Origin of the sequence: Cellulomonas jepli, assembly GCF_047229345.1 — a bacterium.
Lineage (GTDB): Bacteria > Actinomycetota > Actinomycetes > Actinomycetales > Cellulomonadaceae > Cellulomonas_A.
This window is the reverse complement of sequence record NZ_JBFTER010000111.1, coordinates 1-16,930: the sequence shown is the minus strand read 5'-3', so window position 1 is coordinate 16,930 and position 16,930 is coordinate 1. Positions and strand designations below refer to the sequence as shown.

The window sequence follows — 16,930 nt, the reverse complement described above, 5'->3', positions numbered from 1 at the left end:
GCGCGGTGCCGAGCAGGCAGCCCCGGCGCCCGCCCCGCAGGTCCCGCTCGCCGAGCAGCTCGGCGCGCGGCTGGCCTCGGTGCGCGGCCTCGGGGCCGGGCAGCACCTGCTCACGCTCGCGGTCGACCCGGAGCACTTCGGGCCGGTCCGCGTCGTCGCCCACATCACGCCCGACGCGGTCCGCATCGAGCTGCTCGGCGCAACCGACCAGGCCCGCGAGGCGCTCAAGGCCTCCCTCGCCGACCTGCGCCGGGACCTCGCCTCGGCCGGCCTGGACGCCGACCTCGAGCTCGGCTCGCGCGACGCCGGTCAGCAGGCCGGCGCGCAGGACGACGCCCGCCGCGACGCGCTCGCCGCGCGTGGCGCCGGCACCCGGTCCACCTCCGACCCGGCGCCCGGCGCCGCCTCCGACGTCCCGGCCCGACCCGCGTCGCCCGCCAACCCGGCCGGCACGCTCGACCTCCTCGCCTGACCAGGGAGCACCATGACGATCGACGTGTCCTCCGCCTACGGAGCGACTGCCGCGGGCGCCACGCCGCCGGCCAAGGCCGCGACCAAGGAGCTCGACAAGCAGGCCTTCCTGCAGCTCCTCACCACGCAACTGCGCAACCAGGACCCGAGCTCGCCGATGGACAGCTCGGACCTCATGGCCCAGACCACGCAGATGACGACGATGGAGCAGCTGATCGAGCTCACCACGACCTCGCGCGAGAGCTTCTCGCTGCAGATGCGCATGGCCGCCGCGAACCTCGTCGGCAAGGACGTCACGTACACCGGCGCCGACGGGAAGGTGGCGACGGGCACCGTCTCGGCCGTCTCCTACGCCGGCGCCGTACCCGCAGTGAAGGTGGGGGACATGGAGGTCCCCCTCGACTCGGTCGCGAGCGTCACCGCACCCACGGTGACGACCCCGACCACCCCGGCCTCCTGACGCGCGAGCGTCGTACCCACCACCGAAAAGGACCTCCCATGCTCCGCTCGCTCTTCTCCGGCATCTCGGGCCTCCGCAGCCACCAGACGATGCTCGACGTGACCGGCAACAACATCGCCAACGTCAACACCACCGGCTTCAAGGCCTCGCAGGTGCAGTTCCAGGACACGCTGAGCCAGGTCGTGCAGAACGCCGGCGGCGCGCAGGCCGGCAACGGTGGCACCAACCCGGCGCAGGTCGGCCTCGGCGTCAAGGTCGCCGGCATCACCACGAACTTCACGCAGGGCGCCTCGCAGCTCACGGGCCGCAGCACCGACATGATGATCCAGGGCGACGGCTTCTTCATGGTCCGCAAGGGCGCCGAGACGTTCTACACGCGCGCCGGGTCGTTCGACTTCGACGCGACCGGCCAGATGGTGCTCCCCGGCGAGGGTGCGCTCGTGCAGGGCTGGCTCGCCGGCCCCGGCGGCGCGATCGACACCAACGGCCCCGTGAGCGACCTGAGCGTGCCCGCGGGCCGGCTCATGGAGGCCAACGCGTCGACCGAGGCGGTCTTCGGCGGCAACCTCAAGGCCGACGCCGCGGTGGGCACGTCGATGGAGCGCGTCGTGCAGCTGTTCGACGAGACGGGCAACCAGCGCGAGCTCGCGCTCACGTTCACCAAGGGCGCGGCCGGCTGGACGATGTCCGCGACCGACGGCACCGCGACGTACCCGACGACGCCGCTCGTCTTCGACGCCACCACGGGCGCGCTCACCTCCCCGACGGCGTTCGCGGTCGGCGCGGTCACGGTGGACCTGAGCACCGTCACGGGCTTCGCGGGGGTCGACACGATCGCCAAGAAGAGCCAGGACGGCTACGCCGCCGGGACGCTCGAGTCGTTCGCGCTCGCCGCCGACGGCACGATCACGGGCTCGTTCAGCAACGGGCTCAAGCAGGCCATCGGCAAGCTCGCGATGGGCAGCTTCACCAACCCGGCCGGCCTGTCCAAGGCGGGCGGCTCGCTGTACCGCACGAGCGTCAACTCGGGCGACGCGCAGATCGGTGCCGCGGGCACCGGCGGCAAGGGCAGCCTCGCGGGCGGCGCGCTCGAGATGTCGAACGTCGACCTGTCGAGCGAGTTCACCAACCTCATCGTCGCCCAGCGCGGCTTCCAGGCGAACTCGCGCGTCATCACGACGTCCGACGAGCTGCTCCAGGAGCTCGTCAACCTCAAGCGCTGACGCACCCGAGCACCCGGCCGGCGCCGTCCGGCCCCACGCGGCCCGTGCCCGCCCGTCCCGGACCTCCGGGCGGGCGGGTCCCGGGCCGCGCGCACGAGTCGGACACGCGTCCGGCGCCATGACCAGCGGTTCCACCCGCACGAGGGGGCTCAACGTGACCGCGACGGCTCACAAGCACGGCGAACGTGCCGATCAGTGCAGGAGCAGGACAGACGCAGGGCTCATGGACGGGCCCGTCGAGAAGAACCAGGGATGGTGGCTGTGATCGTCGTGACGCGCCTCAACGGGCCTCAGTTCGGGGTGAACCCCGACCTGCTGCTGCGCATCGACAGCGCACCGGACACCATCCTCACGCTCATCGACGGCACCAAGTACATCGTCGAGGAGTCGATGACCGAGGTCATCGAGTCGATCCGCGAGCACCGCGCCCAGCTCCTGGCCCGTGCGCAGGACCTGCACGCCGGCCCCGCCGCGGACGCCACCCACGCGCCGCTCCACGAGGTCGGCTCGCGCACCGCGACCCCGTCGCCGCGCACGGGTGCGCACGACGCGCCGCTCGCGCAGCCCGTCCCCATCCGCCCGAGGGGGAACCGCTGATGGATCCCGCCGGTCTCATCGGCATCGTCGTCGCGTTCGTCGCGATCTTCGGCGCGCTGCTCCTCGAGGGCGCCGACCCGATGTCGATCTTCCTGCCCGCGCCGCTCCTGCTCGTCTGGGTCGGCACGATCGGCGTCGGCGTCGCCGGCCACACCATGAAGGACGTCGTCTCGTCGTTCAAGGCCGTGCCGCGCGCGATGCGCAGCAAGGCGCCGGACCCGTCCGCCGCGGTCGACACGATCGTCGACCTGGCCGACCGGGCGCGCCGCGAGGGGCTGCTCGCGCTCGAGGACGCCGCCCGCGACATCGACGACCAGTTCCTGCGCAGCGGGCTCCAGGCCGCGATCGACGGCACGGACCCCGAGGACCTGCGCACGATCCTCGACGACAGGATCGCGACGAAGCGCACCGCGGACCGCGTGCACGCCAAGTACTTCGCCGACATGGGCGGCTACGCGCCGACCATCGGCATCATCGGCACGGTCATCTCGCTCGTGCACGTGCTCGAGAACCTGTCCGACCCGGCCTCGCTGGGCCACTCGATCGCCGCGGCGTTCGTCGCGACGCTGTGGGGCATCCTCTCGGCGAACGTCGTGTGGCTGCCGATCGGTGCCCGCATCAAGCGCATCTCGGACCTCGAGTGCACGCAGATGGAGGTCACCGTCGAGGGGCTCCTCGCGGTCCAGGCCGGCGCGAACCCGCGGCTCGTCGGCGAGCGTCTGCGCAGCCTCCTGCCCGAGCAGGCCCCGGCCGAGGCAGCGGCGTGAGCGCCCCCGCCGCGACGCGCCCGAAGGGCGGGACGTCGAGCCAGGGCTCGAGCGCGCACGCCACGAAGAGCGCGCCCCGGCGGAGGCACAAGGGCGGCCACGAGGAGGAGCACGTCAACCACGAGCGCTGGCTCGTGAGCTACTCCGACATGATCACGGTCCTCATGGCGCTGTTCATCGTGCTGTTCGCGATCAGCCAGGTCGACCAGCAGAAGTACGTCGCGCTGCGCGACTCCCTCGCGGCGGGCTTCAACACGAACTCGAACCCGTCGATCCTCGACGGCACGTCGGGCACGCTCGACGGCCAGAGCATCGAGCCGAAGACGTCGGCCGCCGAGGGGACCGCCGGGATGGTGAACGCCGACGCGGGCCTCGGCCAGCAGGGCGCCAACCCGTCGCCCCCGCGGGTCGCCGCGGACCCGGACCCGCCGGGCGTCGACCCCGAGGTGCTCGCGGCGGCGCAGCAGGAGGCCGCCCGGCTCCAGGGCCTGCGCGACCAGCTCGCCGCGCAGCTCGCGGCGAACGGCCTCGGGGACACCGTCCGGTTCCGCATCAACGAGCGGGGCCTCGTCATGGGCCTCGTCGCCGACGACGTGTTCTTCGCGGCGGCGAGCGCGGTGCTCACGCCGACCGCAGCCCGCGTGCTCGACGTCTCGGGCCCGACGCTCGTCGCGATCCCGGAGAACGTGTCGGTCGAGGGGCACGCGAACACCGTGCCCGTCTCGGGCCGGTACCCGACCAACTGGGAGCTGTCGTCGGACCGCGCGACGCAGGTGCTCCGGCACCTCGTCGAGGCCGACGGCATGCCCGGCAACCGCATCATGGCCGTCGGCTTCGGCGACGCCCGCCCGCTCGTCGCGGGAGACAGCCCGGAGGCGCTCGCGGCGAACCGCCGCGTCGACCTCGTCATCCTCAGCAGCGCGCCGGAGCAGGTCCGCAACCTCCTGCCGGCCGTCCTCGGAACGGAGGGGTAGAGATGCCCATCGAGCAGCGTGTCGTGTCGTCCCCCGGGAAGATCGCGCCTAAGAACCCCAGCGGCAAGATCGGCGCCAAGTCCGCGGCGCCCGCCGAGGAGGAGGCCGCGCCCAAGAGCAAGAAGAAGCTCCTGATCGTCGTGCTCGCGGCGGTGCTCGTGCTCGGCGGCGGGGCCGCCTGGTACTTCCTCCTGGGTCCCGGCCACGCCGCCGAGGGGGAGGCCCACGCCGAGCCCGAGCCGGAGCCCGGGGCGGTCCTCACGGTCGAGCCGATCAGCGTCAACCTCGCCGCGGGCCACTACCTGCGCATCGGCCTCGGCCTGCAGATGACGGCCGAGGCGGGCGGGCACGGCGAGCCGGACCCGTCCAAGGCGGTCGACCTCATGATCGCCAAGTTCTCCGGCCGTGACATGGCGGCCGTCTCCGACCCCGCGACCCGCGACGCGCTCAAGGCCGAGCTGCTCGCCGAGATCGAGGAGGCCTACCACGGGGAGGTGATGGACCTCTACCTGACGAACTACGTCACGCAGTAGCACCGCTGCTGCCACCGGCTGCCACAGCCGGGTCGTTCGGGGCGCCATGGAGGGCGCCGCACCGCTCCGCCGCACGCGTCGGCCCATGACGGGCCGTGGGCGGAGACGTTCACCCAGCCGGCCTACTGAGTTCCTCACATCCCGGCGCGGACCGCCGATGAGTGCTCTCGTGACGGTCCAGGACACCCCAGCCACCTCCGTGCGCCCTGCGCAGCGGCGCAACCGCACGCACGAGCCCGAGGCGTACGACTTCCGCCGGCCGACGACGCTCGCCCGCGAGCACGCCCGGGTGCTCGAGATGGCGTTCGAGACGTTCGCCCGCCAGTGGGGCACGCAGCTCACCGCGCGCCTGCGGGTCATGTCCGGCGTCACGTTCGACGGCGTCACCCTGCACTCCTACGACGAGTACGTGCGCGCGCTCCCGGCCTCGACCGCGATGGTCCTGTGCACGGTCGAGCAGACGCGCCAGACGGCCGTCGTCCAGATGCCCGTGAGCGCGCTCATGGTGTGGATCGACTACCTGCTCGGCGGCAACGGCGTCGGCGACGAGCGCGAGGGGCGCGAGCTCACCGAGATCGAGCTCATGCTCGTCCGCGACCTGCTGCAGCACGCGCTCGGCGACCTGTCCTACGCGTTCGCCGCGCTCATGCCGCTCGACGTGAGCGTCCGCTCCGTGCAGTACAACCCCCAGTTCGTCCAGGCCGTCGGCGCGTCCGACTCGGTGCTCGTGGCGACGTTCACGCTCACGTCGGGCGAGCGCGAGGACACCGCGACCTTCATGCTCCCCGCCGAGCTGCTGCTCGCGTCGATGCGGGCGAGCGAGGGCACGGACTCCCGGTCCGCCGACGAGCGCCGCGCGCACGCCCTCGCCCTCGTCGAGCTCGACGCCGCGGTGCAGGAGGTGCCGGTCGACGTGTCGGTGCGCTTCGCGCCCGTCGTCGTCAGCCCGCGCGACGTCCTCGCCCTCACGGTCGGCGAGGTCCTGCCCCTGTCCCACCCCACGACGAAGCCGCTGGACGTGGTCGTCGACGGGGTCGTGCTCGCACGAGCCGCGGCCGGGAACAACGGTTCCCGGCTCGCCTGCATGGTCGTCACCGTCGAGGAGAACCACTGATGAACCCCACCGCCACGCTCACCGACACCGCGCTCGCCGCGGCGACCGCGGTGGCCCGCCTCGTGCCCGCGACCGTCCCGCTGACGGCCGTCCCGGCGCGCCCGGGCACGGGACCCGCCCCGACGGCCACCGCCGTCGTCGCGTCGTTCGTCGGCTCGCCGAGCGCGGACCTGGTGCTCGTCGCGGAGGAGGCCGTCGCGGGTGCGCTGCTCGCGGGCGCCGAGGGCGGTGCGCCGCTCGCGCTCGCCGACGCGCTGCGCCCGGCCCTCGAGGGTGCGTGCGCGGTGCTCGGCGCCGGCGTGCTCGACTCGGCCCGCACCGAGCCGGCCGGGACCGCGGTCGCGGACGACGCGCTGCTGTTCGCCCTCGAGCGCGACGGCGTCGCGCAGGCCTGGTTCGCACTGCGCGTGCGCGCCGAGCCGGGCGCCGTCGTGCAGGTCCCGGGCGTCCCCACGCAGCGGGCCAGCATGCACGTGCTCTACGACGTCGAGATGACGCTCACGGCCGAGCTCGGCCGGACCCGGCTGCCCGTGCGGCAGGTCCTCGAGCTGACGCCCGGTGCGGTGCTCGAGCTCGACCGCGCCGCCGGCAGCCCGGCGGACATCATGGTCAACGGCCGGCTCGTCGCCCGCGGCGAGGTCGTCGTCGTCGACGAGGACTACGGGATCCGGATCACGGAGATCGTCGCGGGCGAGCAGGGCACCCTCTGATGGACGACGGTCCCGTGCTGCTGCTGCGCGTGGTGGTCTCGCTCCTCTGCGTCGTCGGCCTGATCTGGGTCGTCGCGCGCAAGGTCGGCGCGACGCCGGGCCGCCGCCTGCCCGCGGGGCCGTCGCTGCAGGTCGTCGGCCGGCAGTCGCTCGGCCGGCACGCGGGCGTCGCGGTGCTCGCGGTCGGGAACCGCCGGCTGCTGCTGGGCTACGGCGAGCAGCAGGTCACGATGCTCACCGAGCTCGCCCCGGTGCTCGACGCGACGCCGGCGCCGGGCCGCGAGGTCGCGACGCGGCCCGCGGGGACCACGCTCCCCGCGTCGCTGACGTCGTTCGTCGCGGCGCGCCGCGCGGGCCGCCCGTCCGCCGCGCCGCTCGCCGCACCGTCCGAGGTGGACGTCCCGGTGGCGCCGCCCGCCGCCGACGAGCCGGTGCTGCCGGCGCCGCTCGACCTCGACGCCCTGCTCGCCGGTGCCTCCGCGCACGTGGCCGAGGCAGGCACCGCCCCGGCCCAGGGGACGGCTGCGCCCGCCGCCGCCGACCGCCCGGCGCCGCTCGTCCCCACGCAGGCGACCGCGTCCGCGCTCGACGGCTCGATCCTGTCGCCCGCGACGTGGCGCCGCGCCGTCACCTCGCTCCAGGAACGCACGGTCCGCCGGTGAACCCGACCGCCCCGCGCGCCACGACGGCCACCGCCGCCGCCACCGCGCCGCTGACCCCCGCGCGCCGGCGCACCGTCCTGCTGCTGCTCGTCGCGGCCCTCGCGCTCGTGCTGCTGCTCGTCGGCGCCGGCTCCGCGGACGCCGCGCCGCTCCCGCCCGAGCAGCCGGCCGCCCCGACGGCCCCGGTCGACCCGGGCGGCTCCGCGGGCGACACCGTCTCGGTCGACATCAACGGCGTCAACGGCACGCCGAGCAGCTCGATCGTCGTCCTGCTCGCGATCACGCTCCTCTCGGTCGTGCCCGCGCTGCTGCTCATGATGACGAGCTTCACCAAGATCTTCGTCGTCCTGGCCCTGACCCGGAACGCGCTGGGCCTGCAGGGCGTCCCGCCCAACCAGGTCATCGCCGGGCTCGCGCTGTTCCTCAGCCTGTTCATCATGGCGCCGGTCGTCGGCGACGTGAACGAGCTCGGCGTCCAGCCCTACCTCGCCGGCCAGCTCACGTTCACGCAGGCCGTCGACGTCGGCTCGGCCCCGCTGCGCGACTTCATGCTCGACCACACCCGGGAGTCGGACCTCGCGCTCATCACGCGCGCCGCTGACCAGCCCAACCCGGAGAGCCCCGAGGCCGTGCCGATGCTCACGCTCATCCCGGCGTTCATGCTCTCGGAGCTGCGGGCCGCGTTCATCATCGGGTTCGTCGTCTTCGTGCCGTTCCTCGTGATCGACATCGTCGTGTCCGCGGCGCTGATGTCGATGGGCATGATGATGCTGCCGCCCGTCATGGTCTCGCTGCCGTTCAAGCTCCTGCTCTTCGTGCTCGTCGACGGCTGGGGTCTCGTCGTCACCGCGCTCATCGGCTCGTACATGGGCGGGGGCTGAGCGTGGACACAAACGCCGTCCTCGACATCGGCCTCGACGCCCTCGTCCTCTCGGCCAAGCTCGCGGCGCCCGTGCTGGTCACGGCCCTCGTCGTCGGCTTCATCGTGTCGCTCCTGCAGTCGATCACCCAGATCCAGGAGGTCACGCTCAGCTTCGTGCCCAAGGCCCTCGCCGCCGCGGCCGCGCTGCTCGTCTCGGGCCACTGGATGATCTCCGAGCTCGTCTCGTTCACGAACGACCTGTACGCGCGCATCCCCGCGCTGCTGGGCGGCTGACGCCGTGGAGCCGCTGGGGATGACTCTGCCGCTCGCGACCGTCGAGACGGCGATGCTCGCGGGCGTGCGGATCGCCGCGTTCCTCGTGATCGCGCCGCCGTTCGCGCACCGGGCGATCCCCGCGCAGATCAAGGTCATGCTCGCACTCGGCCTCGCGCTCGCGGTGACCCCGCGCCTCGAGGCCGCCGGGGGAGCCCCCGCGTCGACGCCGCAGTTCGTCGGGGAGCTCGTCGCGCAGGTCGTGATCGGCGGCGGGCTCGGGTTCCTCGTCGCGCTCGTGTTCTCCGCAGTCCAGTCGGCCGGCAACCTGATCGACCTGTTCGGCGGCTTCCAGATGGCCGCGGCGTTCGACCCCATGCAGATGACGAGCGGCGCGCAGTTCGCGCGGCTCTACCAGCTCACGGCGCTCGTGCTGCTGTTCGTGACCAACGGCTACCAGATGGTGCTCGCGGGACTCGTCCGCACGTTCGACGCGCTGCCGCTCGGGGCCACCCTGGACCTCGCGGTCATGGCCGAGCAGGTGACCGAGGGCCTCACGCAGATGTTCCTCGCGTCGCTGCAGATCGCCGGCCCGCTCGTCGTGATCCTCTTCCTGACCGACGTCGGGCTCGGGCTGCTCACGCGCGTCTCCCCGGCGCTCAACGCGTTCGCGCTGGGCTTCCCGCTCAAGATCTTGATGACGGTCACGTTCGCCGGCTTCGCGTACCTCGCGATGCCCGGGCAGATCGAGGGCCTCGTCTCCACCGCGGTGCGCACCGTCCTCGGGGTGTCCGCATGAGCGGCGGGGACGGCGGGGAGAAGACCGAGAAGGCCACCCCGCAGCGGATGAAGGAGGTCCGCAGGAAGGGGCAGCTCTCCCGGTCCCAGGACCTGTCCGCGTGGGTCGGGCTCGGCGCCGCCGCCGTCGCGCTGCCGATGGTGCTCGAGCGCGGGGGCGACGCCGCCGTCGCGCAGCTCACGGCCGTGCGGGACGTCGCCGCGAACCCCGAGCCGGCGCTCGCGGTGCAGGCGCTCGCGGACGCGGGCGCGTCCCTGGGCACGACCCTGCTGCCGATCTTCGCCCTCGTCGTCGTCGTCACGATCGCCGTCGCCGCGGGCCAGGGCGGGATCCACCCGCGCAAGGTCACCGTGCACATGAAGCAGCTCAACGTGTTCAAGGGCGTCAAGAACATGGTGTCGGGGCAGTCGCTGTGGCAGGGCGCCAAGACGCTGCTCAAGACCGCCGTCGTCGGCGTCGTGCTCTACGCCGGCGTCCAGTCGCTCGTCCCGGTGCTGATGGGCTCCGGCCAGCTCTCCGTGAGCCAGCTCCTCGGCGTCGCCGAGGGCGGCGTGACCGACCTCCTGCGCGGTGGCATCGCGGCGGGCGTCGCGCTCGCGGTCCTCGACGTGATCGTGGTCATGAAGCGCAACCGCAAGCAGACGCGGATGTCGCTGCAGGAGATCAAGGACGAGAACAAGCGCACCGAGGGCGACCCGCTCCTCAAGGGCGCGATCCGCTCCAAGCAGATGGCGATGAGCCGCAACCGCATGATGGCGGCCGTCGCCGACGCGGACGTCGTCCTCGTCAACCCGACGCACGTCGCCGTCGCCCTGCGCTACGAGCCGGGCACCGGCGCCCCGCGCGTCGTCGCCAAGGGCGCCGGGGCCGTCGCGACGCGCATCCGCGCCGAGGCGACCGACAAGCGCGTCCCGATGGTCGAGGACATCCCGCTCGCCCGTGCGCTGCACGCCGCGTGCGAGATCGGCCAGGAGGTCCCCGAGTACCTGTACACGGCCGTCGCGCGCATCCTCGCGTTCGTCATGGCGCTGCGCCGGCGCGGCGCCGCGCTCGGTCAGCACCGGCTGCCCACCGGACCGAGCGAGCTGCCGCCCGAGGCCGCGGACCCGCGTCGTCACCGGGCCGCCGCCCGCCGTGCCCCGTCGACGAGCCCGTCGACCCCCGAACCCCGTCCGTCCGCGACCGCGGACGCGACCTCATGACCCCGGAAGGTCAGCGCATGAAGAACCGGTCGATCACCCAGTTCGCGGTGCCCGCGGGCGTCGTGGGCATCGTCCTGCTGCTCGTGGTGCCGCTGCCCGCGGCGATGCTCGACGTGCTGCTCGCCGTCAACATCACCGCGTCGCTCGTCATCCTGCTCACGAGCATGTACGTGCGCCGCCCGCTCGACTTCTCGGTGTTCCCGTCGCTCATCCTCGTGTTCACGCTGTTCCGGCTCGGGCTCAACGTCGCGAGCACGCGCCTCGTGCTGCGCGACGGCTACGCGGGCGCGGTCATCGACGCGTTCGGGCACTTCGTGGTCGGCGGCTCGCTCGTCATCGGCCTCGTGATCTTCCTGATCCTCGTCGTCATCCAGTTCGTCGTCATCACCAACGGCGCGGGCCGCGTCGCCGAGGTCGGTGCGCGGTTCACGCTCGACGCGATGCCCGGCAAGCAGATGGCGATCGACGCCGACCTCAACTCGGGCCTGATCGACGACGACACCGCCCGCCGGCGCCGCGCCGACGTGGCCGCCGAGGCCGACTTCTACGGCGCGATGGACGGTGGGTCGAAGTTCGTCAAGGGCGACGCGATCGCGGGCATCATCATCACGGTCATCAACCTCGTCGGCGGCTTCGTCATCGGCATGGTCCAGATGGGGATGTCCGCGCCCGAGGCGCTCGAGCGGTTCAGCCTCCTGACGATCGGCGACGGCCTCGTCACGCAGATCCCCGCGCTGCTGCTCTCGGTCGCGACCGGCATCGTCGTGACCCGCGCGACCGCCGAGGGCGACCTCGGGTCCGTCGCCTCCAAGCAGCTGCTGCAGAGCCGGCCCGCGCTGCTCATCGCCGGCGTCGGCGCGATCTGCCTCGCGCTCCTGCCGGGGATGCCCAAGCCGCCGTTCGTCCTCGTGGGCGCCGCGCTCCTGATTGCCGCGCAGCGTCTGGGTGCCGCCGAGAAGCGCGACGCCGCCGCGGGCGAGGTCCAGGTCGCCGCCGAGGCCGTCGCGCCGTCGGCGGACAGCCCCGAGCAGCTCATCGAGCAGATGCGCGTGCACACCCTCGAGATCCTGCTCGCCCCCGACCTGGTCGACCTCGTCGGCTCGGGCCCGGACCAGGACCTGCTCGTGCGGGTGCGGGGCTTGCGCCGCAAGATCGCGATGGACCTCGGGATCGTCGTCCCGCCGGTCCGCACCCGCGACTCGGTGGACCTGCCGCGCGCGACGTACGTCGTGCGGATCGCGGGCGTCGAGGTCGGCCGCGGCGAGGCGCCCGGCGGTCGCGTGCTCGCGCTCGGCGACGACCTCGGGTCGCTGCCGGGGCAGAGCGTCGTCGAGCCGGTCTTCGGCCTCGCGGGCAAGTGGGTCCCCGCCGAGCTGCGGCACGCCGCGGAGATGGCGGGCGCGACGGTCGTCGACCGCGTGTCCGTGCTCATCACGCACCTCGGCGCGATCATCACGCAGAACGCCCCGCGCCTGCTCGGCCGCGAGGACGTGCGCGTGCTGACGGAGGGCGTCAAGCAGGTCAACCCGTCGGTCGTCGACGAGCTCGTGCCCGGGCTGCTGTCGCTCGGCGAGGTGCAGCGCGTGCTGCAGGGCCTGCTCGCCGAGGAGGTCGCGATCCGCGACCTGTCCCGCATCTACGAGGCGCTCACGCTGCGGGCGAAGGTCACGACCGACCCCGAGCAGCTCGTCGAGGCGGCGCGCGGGGCGCTCGGCCCGGCGCTGACCGCGCAGTACACCGCGGGCGGCGCGCTGCGCGTGATCACGCTCGACCCGGGCCTCGAGCAGTCGCTCGTGGAGAACTTGCGGCCGTCGGACACGGGGTCCCAGGTCCTCGTCGACCCGGCGCGCCTCGACGCGATCCTCGCCCAGCTCGGCAACGCCGTCGCGGCCGCCGAGGCGAGCGGGAACCCGGTCGTGCTGGTGTGCGCGCCCGCGCTGCGCCCGGCACTGCGCCGCCTCGTGCTGCTCGGCCTCCCGCGGCTCCCGGTCCTCTCGTACTCCGAGGTCACCGGCGCCGGCATCCAGATCGAGACCGTCGGGGTGGTGACCGGTGTCCACGCGATTGCTTCTTGAGGGGGGTGACCTCGCCGAGCTCATGGTGCACGTGCGCGAGGAGTTCGGGCCCACCGCCCGGATCGTGCGCGCCGAGCGCATCCGCACCGGCGGGGTCGCGGGCTTCTTCGCGCGCGAGCGCTACGAGCTGACCGTCGAGGTCCCGGAGGCCCCGCGCCCCCGCCCGCGCGCGCTGCGCCAGCCGCCCACGGCCGCAGCGGGAGGTCCGGTCGGGATCGACGCGCTGCTCGCCGCCGCGGAGGCGGCCGAGGCCGACGACCCGGCCTCGCTGAGCGCGGGTGCCGCGCCCGGCGCGGCGCAGGGGACCGGCGCTGCGCCCGACGACGGCACGCCGCGCGTCTCGACCGGCGCCGAGTCGTTCGCCTCGGTGCTCGAGCAGGTCCGGGCGATGGCGGGCGGGCAGCCGCTGCCCGCGGACGTCGAGGTCCCGGCACCCGCCGAGCGCGTGTTCTCGCCGCTCGCGCCGCCGGCCGTGCCCGCGGTCCCGGAGGACGACGCGGCCGCGCCCGTCGTGCTGAGCAAGCCCCCCGCGGCCCCCACCGCACCCGCCGTGCTCGTGCCCGACGCCGCACCCGGCGCGGGTGCCGCGCGCTCCCGCGAGGCCCTCGTCCGGCTCGGCGTCCCGCACCGCCTGCTCGCCGACCTGCCGCCCGGCGTCCCCGCGACGCTCTCCGGGCTGCTCGCGCACGTGCCCGACGCCCCGCACCTCGTGCGCACGCGCGGCTCGGTCGTGGTCGTCGTCGGGCGGGGCGAGGACGCCATGACCGTCGCGGGCCAGCTCGCCGAGCGGCTCCGCCAGGCGCCGGCCGGCATCGTGCTCGCGGGCGAGGTCGAGCACGTGCCCGGGCGTGGCCGGCGGCTCACGACCCCCGCCGCCGCCGAGCGCTGGCGCGCCCGCTCGGGGGAGTCGGGGGACGTGGCGCTCGTCGTGCTCGGCGTCGGGCCGGAGCCCGACGACCGCACCCACGCCGCCGCGATCCTCGCGGCGCTCGACGCCGACCAGGTGTGGGGCGTCGTCGACGCGCGCGACAAGGCCCGCGACTGCGAGCGGTGGCTCGGCGAGGTCGGCTCGCAGCGGGCGGTCGACGTGCTCGCGGTGCGCGGCCTGTTCGAGACCACCGAGCCCGGCACGGTCCTCGACCTGCCCGTCCCGGTCGCCTGGATCGACGGCATCCCCGCGACGCGCGTCGCGTGGGCGGCGGCCCTGAGCCAGCACCTCGGGGACGACGCGCGCTGGGACTGACGGCGCGACACCCGCCGCACGGCAGGAGCGCCCCGGGCTCCGGCAGGTAGGGTCGTTCGCATGCTGGTCCTGAGCCGTCGCGTCGGCGAACGCCTCCTCATCGGGGACGACATCGTCCTGACGGTGATCGAGGTGCGCAGCGACGGCGTGCGCCTCGGCATCGACGCCCCGCGCTCGGTGCGCGTGCACCGGGCCGAGGTCATCGAGGCGGTCACCGCCGCGAACGTCGAGGCCAGCGCGGTCACCGACGCCGACGCGGAGGCGCTGCAGAAGCTCGTGCCGCGCCCGCCGGCGAAGCCCGTGCCCGCACCCGAGGCGGCGTCGAGCGCCGAGCCGCACGCGGGCACCGAGCGCGCGGAGTAGCCACCGCGCGGAGTAGCCACCGCGCGGAGTAGCCATCGCGCGGAGTAGCCATCGCGCGGTGCGGGTGCCGCAGGTCACGACGCCGCCCGGTCGCCGGTGGCAGCCACCGACGACCGGGCGCGGTCGTCAGCAGACCGAGCTCGTCTGCGTCAGCAGCCCGATCCGCCACGGCAGGTCGTTGTAGTCGGCCGTCGACGCGGGGTCCATCCCCTGGTAGGCGTAGCGCAGGTCGCAGGCGCTGATCTCCATCGTCTGGTCGGTGCCCGAGCGGATCATCTCGCCGTGGCTGATGTCGCGGGTCCAGGCGCCGCCCGGGAACGTCACGTTGCTCGCGCGGGCGAACGGGTTCGCCTCGGTGTCGGCGAGCGCCGCCCACGGACCCTCGACCGACGGCGCGGTCCACGACCGGAAGTACCGCTTGCCGTCCGTGCCGAACGCCTCGTGCACCAGCAGCCAGGTGTCCTGACCGGCGACCTTGTAGACGTTCGAGGCCTCGAAGAGCCGGTACCGGTCGGGGTCCTCCATCGCGATCACCGTGTTCGTGAACCCGCCCGGGAAGCTCGCGAGCGGCGTCTCCGAGCGGTACAGGTGACCGTTGTCGTCGGACGAGAACAGGTAGCACGTCGTGGTGTCGCAGACGGTCCAGAAGTCGACCCAGTAGCCGTCGCCGATGTTGTCCCGGATGACCGCGGGCTGCTCGGCGTAGAAGTTCCTCGGGGCCGACCACGACGACGGGTCGGAGATGGTCCGCGTCGTCGAGTACGAGCCGCCGGCGCCGGTCTGGTAGACGAGGTACCAGCGCTGGTGCGGCGCGAACCAGAACACCTGCGGGGCGGCCCGGTAGCCGGTGCCGATCGCCGAGCGGTCGAGGTAGTAGTGGGACGCGGACGACGCCTGTGACCAGTCGGTGAAGCTCGTGTGGACCAGGTTGTAGCCGCCGTTCTCCACGACCGACGCGAACACGTGCCACCGGCCCTCGGCGAACACGACCGACGGGTCCTTGATGGCCACCGGGTTGTGCGTGGCGTCCCGCTTCGGGGCGATGATCGCGCCGGTCGACGACCACCGGAAGCTCGAGGGCAGCGCGGCCGCCGGGGGAGTCGCGGTCGGCGTCGGGGTGGGCGTGGCCGACGGGGTCGGGGTGGCGGTCGGGGTGGCCGTGGATGTCGGGGTGGCCGTGGGTGTCGGCGTGAGCGTGGGGGTGGGAGCCGGTGTGACGACCGGGCCCGGGCCGGTGCACGGCGTCCCGTCGAGCGCGAAGGCGGTGGGCGCCGGGTTGCTGCCGCTGTACGAGCCGTTGAAGCCGAGGTCCACGGTCCCGCCGGTCGCGAGGCGCCCGTTGTAGGGCGCGTTCCGCGCGGTGACCCGCGCACCGCTCTGCTGCACGACGGCGTTCCATGCGTTCGTCACCGTCTGGTTGCCGGGGAAGGTCCAGGTGAGGGTCCACCCGTCGACGGCCGGTCCGTGGTTCGTGATCCGGACGCTCGCGGTGAACCCGGTCTGCCACTGGCTCGGGGCGGTGTAGGCGACCGAGCAGCCGCCCGCGACCTGCGCCGGCGCCGCACCTGTCGCGGTGCGGGTGCCGGCCGCGGACTGCGCCGGTGCGCTGAGGACGAGCCCGGCGACCGCGGTGGCGGCCGTGAGGACGAGCGCGACGACCGTGCGCCGTGTGCGGCGTGCTGTGCTTCTCATGCGTGCCTCTCTCCGTGCGCCCACCGGCGCCGGTGGGTCGGCTGCGACGTCCCTCAGGGGTGGTCCCCGGCGCGAGGAGCCGCGCCGGGGACCGTGGACCACGAGGTGGTGCCGGCCACCACCGTCCGCGAGGGACGGACGGTGGCCGGCGGTGCCGTCAGGTCGTGTCGTCCGCGTCAGCGGGCTGCGTGACCGGGACGGCGTCGGGTGCTCACCCCGTGCAGGTCACGCCGTTGAGCGCGAAGCTCGTGGGCGCCGTGTTGCTCCCGCTGAAGGAGCCGTTGAAGCCGATCTCGACGGTGCCGCCCGCCGGGATCTGTGCGTTGTAGCCGGCGTTGCGGGCCGTCACCTGGGCACCGTTCTGCGTCACCACGGTGTTCCAGGCGTTCGTCACCGTCTGGTTGCCCGGGAACGTCCACGTCAGCGACCAGCCGTCGACGGCCCGGCCGTTGTTGGTGATGCGGACGTTCGCGGTGAAGCCGCTCTGCCACTGGCTCGGCGCGGCGTAGACGACCTTGCAGGCCCCGGTCCCGCCCGTGGGCTGCGGCGTGGTCGGGGTCGGGTCGGGCGTCGGGTCGACCGGGTCGCCGCCGTTGAGGGCGTCGAGGGTCGCGGTGTAGGCGGCCTTCTTGTTGCCGGACCCGTCGAAGAGGAGCGGGGTGCCCGACGCGCGCCAGGAGTCGGTGTCGCGGACTCCCCACACCGTGATGCCCGTGCAGCGGGCGACGGCGAGGCAGGCGTTGACGACGCGGCGGTAGTTCTCGGCCTGCTGCGACCCCGAGCCCTCGATGTCGAGCTCGGTGATCTGGACGTCGACGCCGAGCGCGGCGAAGGACGACAGGGTGGTCTGGTAGTTGGCCGGGACGGGGCTCTGCGGGTTGAAGTGGGACTGCAGCCCGACGCAGTCGAT

General features: G+C 73.8%; 19 protein-coding genes. 17 read left to right on the top strand and 2 right to left on the bottom strand.

All coding sequences use genetic code 11. The features are described from left to right. The 17 genes from AB6N24_RS19640 to csrA all read left to right on the top strand — a co-directional run. Positions 1-472, top strand: a 472-nt coding sequence (locus AB6N24_RS19640; protein ID WP_412871063.1) for a flagellar hook-length control protein FliK, incomplete at its 5' end; no start/stop codon positions are given. 12 nt (positions 473-484) lie between these two features. After that, positions 485-931: a flagellar hook assembly protein FlgD gene (locus AB6N24_RS19635; protein ID WP_412871062.1), complete on the top strand. Its 447-nt coding sequence runs from the start codon at positions 485-487 to the stop codon at positions 929-931. A 38-nt stretch (positions 932-969) separates the two neighbouring features. Then, positions 970-2,154, top strand: a complete 1,185-nt coding sequence (locus AB6N24_RS19630; RefSeq protein ID WP_412871061.1) for a flagellar hook protein FlgE — start codon at positions 970-972, stop codon at positions 2,152-2,154. A 252-nt stretch (positions 2,155-2,406) separates the two neighbouring features. Then, a complete protein-coding gene (locus AB6N24_RS19625) occupies positions 2,407-2,751 on the top strand; it encodes a flagellar FlbD family protein (protein WP_412871060.1) in 345 nt (114 codons plus the stop codon). Further along, positions 2,751-3,518: a motility protein A gene (locus tag AB6N24_RS19620; RefSeq protein WP_412871059.1), complete on the top strand. Its 768-nt coding sequence runs from the start codon at positions 2,751-2,753 to the stop codon at positions 3,516-3,518. Before AB6N24_RS19625 ends, AB6N24_RS19620 begins: the two co-directional genes overlap by 1 nt. Further along, on the top strand, positions 3,515-4,492 hold the full coding sequence (locus AB6N24_RS19615) for an OmpA/MotB family protein (protein WP_412871058.1): 978 nt from the start codon (positions 3,515-3,517) through the stop codon (positions 4,490-4,492). The genes AB6N24_RS19620 and AB6N24_RS19615 overlap by 4 nt, the downstream gene beginning before the upstream one ends. A 2-nt stretch (positions 4,493-4,494) precedes the next feature. Further along, positions 4,495-5,025 carry a flagellar basal body-associated FliL family protein gene (locus tag AB6N24_RS19610; protein ID WP_412871057.1) on the top strand — a complete coding sequence of 177 codons (531 nt, stop codon included), beginning with the start codon at positions 4,495-4,497 and terminating at the stop codon, positions 5,023-5,025. Positions 5,026-5,182: 157 nt separating this feature from the next. After that, positions 5,183-6,139: a flagellar motor switch protein FliM gene (locus tag AB6N24_RS19605; RefSeq protein WP_412871056.1), complete on the top strand. Its 957-nt coding sequence runs from the start codon at positions 5,183-5,185 to the stop codon at positions 6,137-6,139. After that, entirely contained in the window at positions 6,139-6,849 is a 711-nt protein-coding gene (fliN, locus tag AB6N24_RS19600) for a flagellar motor switch protein FliN (protein WP_412871055.1), read from the top strand. Before AB6N24_RS19605 ends, fliN begins: the two co-directional genes overlap by 1 nt. After that, the gene (locus tag AB6N24_RS19595; protein ID WP_412871054.1) at positions 6,849-7,511 is read left to right on the top strand and encodes a flagellar biosynthetic protein FliO; all 663 of its coding nucleotides are present in this window, start codon (positions 6,849-6,851) and stop codon (positions 7,509-7,511) included. Before fliN ends, AB6N24_RS19595 begins: the two co-directional genes overlap by 1 nt. Beyond that, a complete protein-coding gene (gene fliP, locus AB6N24_RS19590) occupies positions 7,508-8,392 on the top strand; it encodes a flagellar type III secretion system pore protein FliP (protein WP_412871053.1) in 885 nt (294 codons plus the stop codon). Before AB6N24_RS19595 ends, fliP begins: the two co-directional genes overlap by 4 nt. Positions 8,393-8,394: 2 nt before the next feature. Beyond that, positions 8,395-8,667 carry a flagellar biosynthesis protein FliQ gene (fliQ, locus tag AB6N24_RS19585; protein ID WP_412871052.1) on the top strand — a complete coding sequence of 91 codons (273 nt, stop codon included), beginning with the start codon at positions 8,395-8,397 and terminating at the stop codon, positions 8,665-8,667. A gap of 19 nt (positions 8,668-8,686) precedes the next feature. Beyond that, complete coding sequence (locus AB6N24_RS19580; RefSeq protein ID WP_412871051.1) at positions 8,687-9,445, top strand: flagellar biosynthetic protein FliR; 759 nt, start codon at positions 8,687-8,689, stop codon at positions 9,443-9,445. Beyond that, positions 9,442-10,647 (top strand): EscU/YscU/HrcU family type III secretion system export apparatus switch protein, encoded by a 1,206-nt coding sequence (locus AB6N24_RS19575; RefSeq protein WP_412871050.1) that lies wholly within the window; start codon positions 9,442-9,444, stop codon positions 10,645-10,647. Before AB6N24_RS19580 ends, AB6N24_RS19575 begins: the two co-directional genes overlap by 4 nt. Positions 10,648-10,664: 17 nt before the next feature. Then, positions 10,665-12,722, top strand: coding sequence for a flagellar biosynthesis protein FlhA (locus AB6N24_RS19570; protein WP_412871049.1), 2,058 nt, complete (start codon positions 10,665-10,667; stop codon positions 12,720-12,722). Next, positions 12,700-13,965 (top strand): hypothetical protein, encoded by a 1,266-nt coding sequence (locus AB6N24_RS19565; protein WP_412871048.1) that lies wholly within the window; start codon positions 12,700-12,702, stop codon positions 13,963-13,965. The genes AB6N24_RS19570 and AB6N24_RS19565 overlap by 23 nt, the downstream gene beginning before the upstream one ends. Before the next feature lie 60 nt (positions 13,966-14,025). Beyond that, positions 14,026-14,328, top strand: coding sequence for a carbon storage regulator CsrA (gene csrA, locus AB6N24_RS19560; protein ID WP_412871047.1), 303 nt, complete (start codon positions 14,026-14,028; stop codon positions 14,326-14,328). 126 nt (positions 14,329-14,454) lie between these two features. Here the strand turns inward: csrA and AB6N24_RS19555 are convergent, their stop codons facing one another. After that, a complete protein-coding gene (locus AB6N24_RS19555; RefSeq protein ID WP_412871046.1) occupies positions 14,455-16,020 on the bottom strand; it encodes a glycoside hydrolase family 62 protein in 1,566 nt (521 codons plus the stop codon). A 211-nt stretch (positions 16,021-16,231) separates the two neighbouring features. Beyond that, positions 16,232-16,930: endo-1,4-beta-xylanase (locus AB6N24_RS19550; RefSeq protein ID WP_412871045.1), on the bottom strand; the 699-nt coding region annotated here is incomplete at its 5' end.

Excerpts from the sequence above, each read along its gene's own strand:
- AB6N24_RS19595 (WP_412871054.1), top strand. The coding sequence starts at position 6,849 with ATGGACGACGGTCCCGTGCTGCTGCTGCGCGTGGTGGTCTCGCTCCTC.
- AB6N24_RS19605 (WP_412871056.1), top strand. The coding sequence starts at position 5,183 with ATGAGTGCTCTCGTGACGGTCCAGGACACCCCAGCCACCTCCGTGCGC.
- AB6N24_RS19610 (WP_412871057.1), top strand. The coding sequence starts at position 4,495 with ATGCCCATCGAGCAGCGTGTCGTGTCGTCCCCCGGGAAGATCGCGCCT.
- csrA (WP_412871047.1), top strand. The coding sequence starts at position 14,026 with ATGCTGGTCCTGAGCCGTCGCGTCGGCGAACGCCTCCTCATCGGGGAC.
- fliN (WP_412871055.1), top strand. The coding sequence starts at position 6,139 with ATGAACCCCACCGCCACGCTCACCGACACCGCGCTCGCCGCGGCGACC.
- AB6N24_RS19570 (WP_412871049.1), top strand. The coding sequence starts at position 10,665 with ATGAAGAACCGGTCGATCACCCAGTTCGCGGTGCCCGCGGGCGTCGTG.
- AB6N24_RS19575 (WP_412871050.1), top strand. The coding sequence starts at position 9,442 with ATGAGCGGCGGGGACGGCGGGGAGAAGACCGAGAAGGCCACCCCGCAG.
- AB6N24_RS19625 (WP_412871060.1), top strand. The coding sequence starts at position 2,407 with ATGGTGGCTGTGATCGTCGTGACGCGCCTCAACGGGCCTCAGTTCGGG.
- AB6N24_RS19635 (WP_412871062.1), top strand. The coding sequence starts at position 485 with ATGACGATCGACGTGTCCTCCGCCTACGGAGCGACTGCCGCGGGCGCC.
- AB6N24_RS19630 (WP_412871061.1), top strand. The coding sequence starts at position 970 with ATGCTCCGCTCGCTCTTCTCCGGCATCTCGGGCCTCCGCAGCCACCAG.
- AB6N24_RS19620 (WP_412871059.1), top strand. The coding sequence starts at position 2,751 with ATGGATCCCGCCGGTCTCATCGGCATCGTCGTCGCGTTCGTCGCGATC.
- AB6N24_RS19555 (WP_412871046.1), bottom strand. The coding sequence starts at position 16,020 with ATGAGAAGCACAGCACGCCGCACACGGCGCACGGTCGTCGCGCTCGTC.
- AB6N24_RS19580 (WP_412871051.1), top strand. The coding sequence starts at position 8,687 with ATGACTCTGCCGCTCGCGACCGTCGAGACGGCGATGCTCGCGGGCGTG.